The sequence below is a fragment of the Candidatus Nitrospira nitrificans genome, from assembly GCF_001458775.1.
In the GTDB taxonomy this organism is placed as follows: domain Bacteria; phylum Nitrospirota; class Nitrospiria; order Nitrospirales; family Nitrospiraceae; genus Nitrospira_D; species Nitrospira_D nitrificans.
Map to the genome: position 1 here is coordinate 1 of NZ_CZPZ01000025.1, position 9873 is coordinate 9873.

Genomic DNA, 9873 nt, shown 5'->3' on the forward strand with positions numbered 1-9873 from the left:
GTCTCTGGCGGCTCGCGCGGGCGCCGGCGGGGCTGCTGTTCGTGGAGGGCGAGCGCGCGGCGGCGCCCGAGACCTCCCCCCTGCGCGAGATGACGGAGGTCGAGCGCCTGGAGGCTGATTACGGCGGCACGGGAGTGACGCTCGGCCGCCATCCCCTGGCCATGCGGCGGGCGGAGCTGATGCGAGCCGGGGTCACCCGGGCTCGCGATCTCGCGCGCGGCGCCGCGGGCGGTCGTGTGCGGGTGGCGGGGAGCGTCATCGTGCGCCAGCGACCCGGCACGGCCAAGGGCTTCGTCTTCCTGAGCCTGGAGGACGAGACGGGCATCGCCAACGTCATCGTGACGCCCGGCCTCTTCCAGCGCTACCGGCTCGTGCTCGTCACCGAGCCCTTGCTCCTGGTGGACGGCATCCTCCAGCGCCAGGACGGCGTCGTCTCCGTCAAGGCCCAGCGCGTGGCCGCTCTCCCGCGCCTCGCCCACCACGCGCCGTCGCACGACTTCGGGTGAGGCGGTGCGCCTGGCGGCGATCTCACGCCGATCCGCCGCCGCCCGGGGCCGCTGTCCGAGGCCACTGTCGTTGAGGTGCCGCTGCCCGAGGCCCCTGCCCGGGGCCGCTTGCCGCCTCGGGCGCCGCGGGCGTATTCTCTCGCCACCCATGGTGACGGCCACCGTCGAGTACCTGTCGATGCCCACGCGACGGTGGGTGATGCGCGAGCCTGTCCCGCCGCCGCCCCCGCGCCTGCTCGACCGCGTGCGGGCCGCCATCCGCACGCGACACTACAGCCGCCGCACCGAGAAGGCCTACGTGGGCTGGATCCGCCGGTACATCCTGTTCCACGGCAAGCGTCACCCCGCCGAGATGGGCGCCTCCGAGGTCACGCGCTTCCTCAGCTCGCTGGCCGTCGAGGGGCAGGTGGCCGCATCCACGCAGAACCAGGCGGTGAGCGCCCTGCTCTTCCTCTATCGGGAGGTGCTCGGGCAGGAGCTCCCGTGGCTCGACGAGGTCATCCGCGCCAGGCGTCCCGTCCGGCTGCCCGTCGTGCTCGGACGCCGCGAGGTCCAGGCCATCCTCGACGGCCTGGGCGGAGCGCCCCGGCTCATGGCCTTGCTCCTGTACGGCGCCGGTCTCCGCCTGCTCGAGTGCGCGCGCCTGCGAGTCCAGGACATCGACTTCGAGCGGCACCAGATCGTCGTGCGCGGCGGCAAGGGCGACAAGGACAGGGTGACGATGCTCCCGGTCGTGGTGCGGGCGGACCTCGCCGCGCACCTGGAGGAGGTGAGGCGCCAGCACGCCCTCGACCTGCGCCGCGGCGCCGGCTGGGTGGAGCTGCCCTCGGCCCTGGCCCGCAAGTACCCCTACGCCGGCCGCGAGTGGGGATGGCAGTGGGTCTTCCCGGCCACCCGCGTCTACGTCGACCGCGACACCAGCCAGCGCCGCCGCCATCACCTCCACGAGTCCGTGCTGCAGCGTGCCGTCAAGATGGCCGTGGCGCGCGCCGGCTTGCCCCGGCACGCGACGTGCCACACCCTGCGCCACTCGTTCGCCACCCACCTGCTGGAGGATGGCCACGACATCCGCACCGTGCAGGAACTGCTCGGCCACCGGGATGTCAGCACCACCATGATCTATACCCACGTGCTGAACCGCGGCCCCGCCGGCGTGCGCAGCCCGGCCGACCGGATGGCGGGGCTGTGAGGTCCGACAGGCGCGGTGGCCATGGTGCTCTGGGTGGAGAAACGCCGACCATGGATGCGCCCGGCCGCCCGGCAGGATACACGGGGCGGGGATATTCGATATCCTGGCCCGGGATATCTGCCGCCGCCTAGCCACGCAGGTGGCGGCCAACGTGGCGTGGAGAAAGACGTGCGGCTGCTCGCGTTGCGTCCGGTGCTTCCAGATATCCGACGGGGATATCCGCACGTGACCGCGCCACATGGTTCTGGAGACTTATAGTTCGCCGCACGGCGATCGAGTCTCGCGCCCGAGGGCAGCGACGGTGTGGCGGCATTGAAGACATCGGACGACCGGTGGCATCGAGGAGAGGCAGATCGACCCGGCCGAGACAAGGCTCGGCGATCGAGGTGGCGCAGCATCGGGGTGACCCGTTGCGATCCCTAGCCCGCCGTGGGTAGCGAAGAACACGGATCTGATGCCGGGCGGCGTCGCCAGGCAGATCGTCGGCGCAGCGTGCGGTCCGACGGCCACGTGGCAACGGGCCAGTGCCGCGCGTCGCGTGACGGCAGGGGGTCGCTGAGTGAACAGCTCCGTGGCGTCGAACCCGCCAGTGGAGCGGGCGCGGGGAACGGCTCGTGGTGGTGCCCGGTCGGGCGGCCGCGCCGCTCACCGGCGCGTTAGGCAGAAGGAGAACCGCTGACGGTGACCACGCTCTCCACACTGTCCGTAGAGGATGTCCTCCGGATCCACGAGATCCTCGTCGCGGACTTCGCGAAGGCGAACGATCCGATCTCGCCCGCTGGTCTGCGGGACCTCGGCCTGTTGGAGTCGGCAGTGGGGAGACAGCACACTGGAGGTGGCGGCAAGCTCAAGTACGAGACGCCCGCCCAGAGCGCCGCAACGCTGATGTATGGCGTCTGCAATAACCACGCCTTTCATAACGGGAACAAGAGGACGGCCCTCGTTTCCATGCTGGTGCATCTGGACCAGAACGGTCTTACCCTCCAAGACACGAATCAGAAGGAGCTATTCAAGTTGATCTTGGCGGTTGCCAACCATGACCTGGCTGTACCGAAGCGAGGTCGACAGTCTCCTGACGCTGAGGTTGAGGCGATCGCCAACTGGATCAAAAGGCGCGCGGTGAAGCCTCAACGCGGCGAGAGACAGATCACCTTTCGGGAACTTCGACGGCGACTTGGCCATTTTCAGTATGAACTGACTCATGCGGGCAAGGGCAATGCCGCTGATGTCTACAAGATTGTCGAGGAGAAGAGATTCCTCAGATCTCCACGGGAAGTTCGGAAGAGGATCGGCACCATCGGGTATCGGGACGAGGGGACGTTCGTATCTATGAAAGACCTCAAGCTTGTCCGTAGAATCTGCAAGCTCACGGAGGAAGACGGAGTCGATAGCGGTACGTTTTACGACTCGCAGGCAATCGTCGATGGGTTCATCAATAAATACAGAAATGTGCTGCGACGGCTGTCAACACGATGACCCTCTGCCTAACAGCAGCATGCAGCGGACGGCGCTGCGCGCCGCCGCTGATGCTGAACGTTCGCCGCACGGCGGCTGATTGTATGAACCGGCGCCAGTTCGTCTTCGGACTGACTCTCGGGGCCCTCCCCGTGCTGCTCGCCGAAGCGCAGGCGCTGGGCAAGGTCTTCCGGGTGGGCCTCGTCGCCATAACACCTATCACCGGTATCGCGAGCGACCCAACTCACCCCTTCAACAGCGGTTTCCGGCGGGAGATGCGCGATCGGGGTTACCTGGAGGGGCAGAACCTCATCCTGGAGCTCCGGTCCGTGGAGGGCAAGATGGAGCGCTCTTCCGAGGTCGTGGCCGAGCTGGTTCGCCTCAACCTGGATGTGCTCGTGACCGCGACCCCTGAGATGACGCGCCAAGCGCAGCGCGTCACAACGACGGTACCGATCGTCATGTTCAGTCGCGCTCCTGTTGAAGAAGGGCTCGTCGCCAGTCTGGCGCGACCCGGTGGGAACACTACTGGGCTGACGAACGACACAGGCCCGAACCTGCAGGGCAAGCTGGTGGAGTTGCTCGGGGAGGCTGTCCCCAAACTCCGCCGGGTGGCCTATCTCGGTCCCAGAGCGGAGTGGGACGGGCCCGGAGGCAGGAGCGCGCGTGCTGCAGCGGGGGCACGCGGACTGGCCTTACTTCTGGCCGAGCCCGGCCCCAACGACTACAGGCGCGCCTTCGACCTCATCGCCCGAGAGGGTCTCGACGGGATGATCATTTCGCAGGACGCGACTCACTATCCACACCGACGCCTCATCGCCGAGTTCGCGGCGAGAAACAGGCTGCCGAGCATAGGTTCCTACCGCGAATTCGTCGAGGGCGGAGGCCTGATGTCCTACGGCCACGACTCACAAGACATCTATCGCCGCATCGCGATCTACGTCGACAACATTCTCAAGGGCGCCAAGCCTGCCGACCTCCCCATCCAGCAGCCCACCAAGTTTGAGCTGGTCATCAATCTCAAGACCGCGAAGGGACTCGGTCTGAAACTCCCCCAGTCGTTACTGCTGCGCGCAGATAAGGTCATCGAGTGAGCGTCCACCTCGATGGGGCGTCGAACATGGCACTGGAGCGGACGGCTGGCTCGCGTCCGCTCGCCGCCGCCGCTCACTGCCGGCGTTCGGCGACTTAGCGGGGAATAGAGTGCGAGTCTACCATCTCTTGTCCGCCAGCTACGCGATTGACGACCTGAAGCGTGGTCGCCTGAAGGTTGCCTGCTTCTCCGATCTCAATGACCCATTTGAGCTCTTGAGCGTAGAGCTCTCCGATCGAATTACGCGACGGCGGTTTGCTGCTTGGAGGACGAGGGCCATGGCTCAGTATGGCGTCCTCTGCTTCAGCAGAACTTGGAGGAACCCAGTTCTCTGGAGCCACTACGCGGACAAGCACCGAGGCATCTGCCTGGGCTTCGATGTGCCGGACCATCTCTTGAAGAGCGTTACGTATCTGAAGACACGTGCACCACTCGCTGGCCTTCTTCAGCAAGGCGCAAGTAGTAGTGATCCTGGGACCCTGTTTCATACGAAGTTCGCGCACTGGCAGTACGAAGAGGAGATTCGCCGCATTGTGCGGCTGGACCAGGCCGTCGAGCAGGGAGGGCACCACTTCTGGCCGTTCGGCGCCGAGCTCGAACTCAGGGAGGTCGTCGCAGGTAGCCGTTGCAACCTCTCAGAAAATGAGCTGAGGCGTTCGCTTGGGGAGCGGGCGGAAGGGGTCACGATCACCAAAGCCCGTCCCGCTTTCACGAGGTTTGAGATTGTCACACAGCAGCGAGGATTCCAGTTTCGACGTCGCCGAACATCGGCGGCGCCGATGATGGGAGGACACGTGTGATCTCTCTCCGTCGGCAGTTCGCAGCGGTTGTCTTCGCCCTCGTATACGGCGGTGCCGTGGTCACTGGCGTTTACAAGGGCCTGAGTTACGCCTTGCGCGTTGACGAGGACCTGCTTGCCGACTCGCCGATACTCGCAGTGGCCGTGGAAGGCGTCGCAGCGGCCGCCATGGCCTTTCTCGCCAGCTACGTCTCGCGCCGGGTGATCATCGGGATCCTCGCAGGTGCCCTTGGTTCGACTCTGATTCTGGTGTTGGGACTCCTTCCGCCAGCCGCCTCGGTGCCCGCCGGCCGCCAGCTCGGCGCGGCGGTAGCTTTCGCTTTGGCGGTTCCTCTTGCTTTCTACGGCAGCCGCTGTCCGGTACAGGAAGAGGATCTTTCAGGGGGTCGAGTCCTCGGAGTGTCGTGGCGGCACTGGTTGTGGTTATGGCTCCCGTGGCAGCTCATGATCGCGAACACTGTCTGGCTCGGAACTCCCAGGTTCCTGATCCTCGGCACTGGCGGCTGGGTCCTTGGCGACATTCTGCGATCCGCCATTGCTGCCGCGGTAGCAGGCGTCGGTGCGTTCAAGGCTCTCGAGAGCCTTCGTGAGAATGTCCCGCTGACCCGTACGCAAGCGGCCCTCCGCTTCTTGGGCTGGTTTCTCTTGGTTCCGATTCTCGCAAACTTGTGGCGCATGTTCGTATGACTCGCCGAACCACACGCTCCAGCGGACCGGGCGCTCGCGATGCTCGCGCTCCGGCCGCTGAGCGTGCGCGTTATGCGTACTGACGAGGGCTTGCTGTCGCAGAACCAGAAGCGGAGAATGCGGCCATGAGCACCGTCCGCAAGGAGATCCAGTCGCTGAGCGTGGCCGATCGGCTACAGCTGCTCGAAGACATCTGGGACAGCCTCATCGAGACACCCGAGGCGGTTCCGGTGACTGACGCTCAGCGCAAGGAACTCGAGCGGCGGCGGCGCGCCCACGCGCGAAATCCGTCAGCCGCGAGGTCGTGGACGCAGATACGTGCTAGGCTTCGACGCCGTAAGTGAAGCGACTTCGCCTCACGCCCGAGGCGGAGCTTGATCTCGACGAAGCTCACCTCTGGTATCACAGGCAAGCGCCCAATCGTGCCGCCGCCTTCCTTGCGGCTGTCAACGCGTGTGTCACAACCATCCAACGTCATCCGAAGGCGTTTATGCTCGTCGATCAGACCATGCGTCGGGCGCTCGTTCGACGGTTCCCGTACGCCATCTTCTACGAGATCGAGCCGCGTCACATCGTCGTGTACGGCGTTTTCCATGGAGCCCGGGATCCTCACGCGTGGCGACGCAGAAGGGACGCATAACCTCGCAGTGGAGCGGACGCGCTTCGCGCGCCGCTCACCGCGGCGTTCGCCGCACGGCGATCGAGTCTCGCGCCCGAGGGCAGCGACGGTGTGGCGGCATTGAAGACATCGGACGACCGGTGGCATCGAGGAGAGGCAGATCGACCCGGCCGAGACAAGGCTCGGCGATCGAGGTGGCGCAGCATCGGGGTGACCCGTTGCGATCCCTAGCCCGCCGTGGGTAGCGAAGAACACGGATCTGATGCCGGGCGGCGTCGCCAGGCAGATCGTCGGCGCAGCGTGCGGTCCGACGGCCACGTGGCAACGGGCCAGTGCCGCGCGTCGCGTGACGGCAGGGGGTCGCTGAGTGAACAGCTCCGTGGCGTCGAACCCGCCAGTGGAGCGGGCGCGGGGAACGGCTCGTGGTGGTGCCCGGTCGGGCGGCCGCGCCGCTCACCGGCGCGTTCGGCGCCTTGAGGCGAACGGTTCAAGGAACAGTAAGGTAGCGCCGGGGCCGAGCAGGTCATGCCGGAAACGAAGGCTATCCGGAAGAACTAACGCGATGCGATTGGAAGTCGGATGAGCAGTTCCGAGGGTAGGCAGCGCCTGGCCGTCATCCTGGCTGCGGATGTCGTCGGCTACTCTCGACTGATGACGGCGAATGAGCGCCGGACAGTCGCATCGCTGGACGCCGGACGCGCCATCTTCAGATCCGAGATCGAAGGTCGGCTGGGCCGTGTCGTCGACATGGTGGGGGATTCGGTACTTGCCGTGTTCGAGTCCGCGGCCGAGGCCGTGAACGCTGCGCTCGCGGTGCAGAAGCAGCTCGCGGCAAATTCGGCCGGCGTTCCCGAAGACCAACGGATGCAATTCCGCATCGGCGTTCATCTGGGAGACGTCATCGAGAAGGCCGACGGCACGGTATACGGTGCCGGGGTGAATATGGCTGCGCGGCTGGAGGCACTGGCCGAACCGGGAGGCATCGCTGTGTCCGACGCGGTCCATGCGGTCACCCGAGGGAGGGTGGCGGCGCGCTTCGAGGACCAGGGCGAGAGGGCGGTGAAGAACTTCCTCTATCCGGTGAAGACGTATTATGTCCGTGACGATACCTCTGCGGTTGCTGGGCCGACCGACGCCGTTCCTGACGCCCCGCCTGCCTTGCCGGAAAGACCCAGCATCGCGGTGTTGCCCTTCACCAACATGTCGGGCGACCCGGAGCAGGAGTACTTCGCCGACGGCATGGTGGAGGACATCATCACCGCCCTGTCGCGGTTCAGGGAACTGTTCGTGATCGCGCGCAACTCGAGCTTCGTCTACAAGGGCCGCGCCGTCGATATCCAGCAGGTGGCGCGCGAGATGGGAGTGCGCTACGTACTCGAAGGCAGCGTGCGCAAGGCGGGCAACCGCGTCCGGATCACCGGCCAGCTCATCGACGCCGCTACCCGCGCCCACCTATGGGCCGACCGTTTCGACGGCGCGCTCGAGGACGTGTTCGACGTCCAGGACCGCATCACCGAAAACGTGGTCGGCGCGCTTCAGCCGACGTTGCGTCAGGCGGAGATCGAGCGCGCGCGGCGCAAGCCCCCGGCCAGCCTGGACGCCTACGATCACCTGCTCCGCGCCATGCCGCTGCTGCTCGCCAACTCCGCGGCCGAGGCCGCCACGGCAGTCCAGCCGCTCGCTGAGGCGTTGCGCCTCTCTCCGGATTACCCCTATGCCCACGCCCTCATGGCGATCGCGTATGGCCAGATCCTCCGCTCTGCCGGCGGGGCCGAGCGCGAACAGATGCGGCTGAAGGCGGTCGCCCACGCTCGGCGCGCGCTGGAAGTGGCCGGCGACGACAGTAGCGTGCTCGCCCACGCTGGGTTCATCCTGCTGGTCACCGACCAGGATGTCGCCGCCGCGCGCGCCGCCCTGGATAGAGCGGTAGCGCTCAACGCCAACTCGGCGTTCGCATATGGCTACCGGGCCCTGGTGCTCGCCATGTCCGGTGAGCCCGAGCCGGCGATCGAGAACGCGACCCGCGCGCTGCGTCTGAGCCCGCTCGATTCCACGAATTACCTGCCGCAGATGGCGGTGGTAATCGCGCGCCTCGGGCTCGGCCAGTATGACGAGGCGGTCGCCTGGGCGCACAAGGCGATCGAGAGCGCCCCGCCACGCTATCCAATGAGCTACGCCTTTCTCATCGTCGCCGAGTGCAAGCGCGGCAACATCGCGGAAGCCGAGCGCCAGGTGAAGCGCCTGGCCGCCATCCTGCCTGGGTTCGAACCGGGAACGCTCGCCAGGTTGTTCGACGTGTTCCCCGAGCCGCTACGTTCGAATTCGGTCGCCGTGCTACGAGATGCCCGGCTGGTCCCCGCAGCGAGTTGAATTGAATAGGAGTGTCGCTCTCGTTTACGCCATTCAAACATTCAGCTTGCCACCAACTCGCCGAACAAGCGCATGCAGCCGACGGCGCGCAGGGCGCACCGCGGCTGATACGCGACGTTATGCGGCCAAAGTGATGAGGAACTCCGATGCCCTTTCCTAGACAAGCGCAGATCGAGATTCCGCTCCTGCGGGTGCTCGCTGAACAGGGGGGCGAGGCGCGACCGCGCGACGTGTACACGCGTGTGGCCGCCCATTTTCCTGAGCTCACGCCGGAGGAGCAGGAAGAGCGTCTTGAGAACTACCCCTCGACTCGAAAGTGGTCCAACCTCGTACAATGGGTGCGCCAGCGACTCGTTGACATCGGCCAGGTTGACGGCTCGCAGCGTGGCATTTGGAAGATCACAGCAGCTGGCCGGGCTCGATTGGAGGCGGACGCCGCCACGCCAGCAGGTGCGACAGAGCCCAGGGCTGTCTCCGAAGGTCGTAGCGCCGTGAGCCTTCGGGACCTCGTCAACACAAACGTTGAGGAGATCAAGTCACGACTTGTTGCCGAACTTCGGGACCTAACCCCCCGCGCCTTCGAACACTTCTGCAAGGAACTCCTCGTGCACCTGGGGTTTCGCAACGTTGACGTCACTCGGCGGAGCCAAGACGGAGGAATCGACGGCCACGGCGACTTCCGGCAGGGGGCGATCAGCATTCGCTCGGCTTTTCAGGCCAAGCGCTGGACGGAGAACCCTGTCGGCAGACCGGAGATAGATCGGTTCCGAGGGGCGATTCAAGGCGAGTATGACCATGGTGTGTTCCTAACCACGAGCCGCTTCTCCAAGGATGCAACCGATGCATCGTACAAGAAGGGGGCGATCACAATCCTCCTCCTTGACGCTCAGGCGATTGCAGATCTCATGGTTGAGCGCGGGCTCGGTGTGCGCAAACTCCCGCTCTATCTTTTGGACATCGATGAAGAGTTCTTCGACATTGACGACGAGTAGCTCGATGCAGCCGCATAACAACAGCATGCAGCGGACGGCGCTTCGCGCCGCCGCTGATGCTGCCCGTTCGCCGCACGGCGGCTGATTGTATGAACCGGCGCCAGTTCGTCTTCGGACTGACTCTCGGGGCCCTCCCCGTGCTGCTCGCCGAAGCGCAGGCGCT

General features: G+C 65.8%; 10 protein-coding genes. All 10 read left to right on the forward strand.

All coding sequences use genetic code 11. The features are described from left to right. Window positions 1-506: OB-fold nucleic acid binding domain-containing protein (locus COMA2_RS14015; protein ID WP_245631029.1), on the forward strand; the 506-nt coding region annotated here is incomplete at its 5' end. Window positions 507-705: 199 nt separating this feature from the next. Beyond that, window positions 706-1695 carry an integron integrase gene (locus tag COMA2_RS14020; RefSeq protein WP_175304622.1) on the forward strand — a complete coding sequence of 330 codons (990 nt, stop codon included), beginning with the start codon at window positions 706-708 and terminating at the stop codon, window positions 1693-1695. 681 nt (window positions 1696-2376) lie between these two features. Further along, entirely contained in the window at window positions 2377-3171 is a 795-nt protein-coding gene (locus COMA2_RS14025; protein ID WP_175304620.1) for a type II toxin-antitoxin system death-on-curing family toxin, read from the forward strand. 83 nt (window positions 3172-3254) lie between these two features. Beyond that, on the forward strand, window positions 3255-4244 hold the full coding sequence (locus tag COMA2_RS14030) for an ABC transporter substrate-binding protein (RefSeq protein ID WP_175304621.1): 990 nt from the start codon (window positions 3255-3257) through the stop codon (window positions 4242-4244). Window positions 4245-4521: 277 nt separating this feature from the next. Further along, window positions 4522-5043, forward strand: coding sequence for a DUF2971 domain-containing protein (locus tag COMA2_RS14035; protein ID WP_139077364.1), 522 nt, complete (start codon window positions 4522-4524; stop codon window positions 5041-5043). Further along, window positions 5040-5729: a hypothetical protein gene (locus tag COMA2_RS14040; protein WP_090899473.1), complete on the forward strand. Its 690-nt coding sequence runs from the start codon at window positions 5040-5042 to the stop codon at window positions 5727-5729. Before COMA2_RS14035 ends, COMA2_RS14040 begins: the two co-directional genes overlap by 4 nt. A 125-nt stretch (window positions 5730-5854) precedes the next feature. Next, window positions 5855-6073: an addiction module protein gene (locus COMA2_RS21145; protein ID WP_090899476.1), complete on the forward strand. Its 219-nt coding sequence runs from the start codon at window positions 5855-5857 to the stop codon at window positions 6071-6073. Further along, window positions 6070-6369: a type II toxin-antitoxin system RelE/ParE family toxin gene (locus COMA2_RS21350; protein ID WP_090899479.1), complete on the forward strand. Its 300-nt coding sequence runs from the start codon at window positions 6070-6072 to the stop codon at window positions 6367-6369. Before COMA2_RS21145 ends, COMA2_RS21350 begins: the two co-directional genes overlap by 4 nt. 558 nt (window positions 6370-6927) lie before the next feature. Then, on the forward strand, window positions 6928-8718 hold the full coding sequence (locus COMA2_RS14055; RefSeq protein ID WP_090899481.1) for an adenylate/guanylate cyclase domain-containing protein: 1791 nt from the start codon (window positions 6928-6930) through the stop codon (window positions 8716-8718). Window positions 8719-8864: 146 nt separating this feature from the next. Next, entirely contained in the window at window positions 8865-9710 is an 846-nt protein-coding gene (locus tag COMA2_RS14060) for a restriction endonuclease (protein WP_090899484.1), read from the forward strand. The last annotated feature ends 163 nt before the right edge of the window (window positions 9711-9873 follow it).

Bases quoted from the DNA above. Each gene is read 5' to 3' on its own strand.
- COMA2_RS14020 (WP_175304622.1), top strand. From the start codon at position 706: ATGCGCGAGCCTGTCCCGCCGCCGCCCCCGCGCCTGCTCGACCGCGTG.
- COMA2_RS14030 (WP_175304621.1), top strand. From the start codon at position 3,255: ATGAACCGGCGCCAGTTCGTCTTCGGACTGACTCTCGGGGCCCTCCCC.
- COMA2_RS14035 (WP_139077364.1), top strand. From the start codon at position 4,522: ATGGCTCAGTATGGCGTCCTCTGCTTCAGCAGAACTTGGAGGAACCCA.
- COMA2_RS21145 (WP_090899476.1), top strand. From the start codon at position 5,855: ATGAGCACCGTCCGCAAGGAGATCCAGTCGCTGAGCGTGGCCGATCGG.
- COMA2_RS14055 (WP_090899481.1), top strand. From the start codon at position 6,928: ATGAGCAGTTCCGAGGGTAGGCAGCGCCTGGCCGTCATCCTGGCTGCG.
- COMA2_RS14060 (WP_090899484.1), top strand. From the start codon at position 8,865: ATGCCCTTTCCTAGACAAGCGCAGATCGAGATTCCGCTCCTGCGGGTG.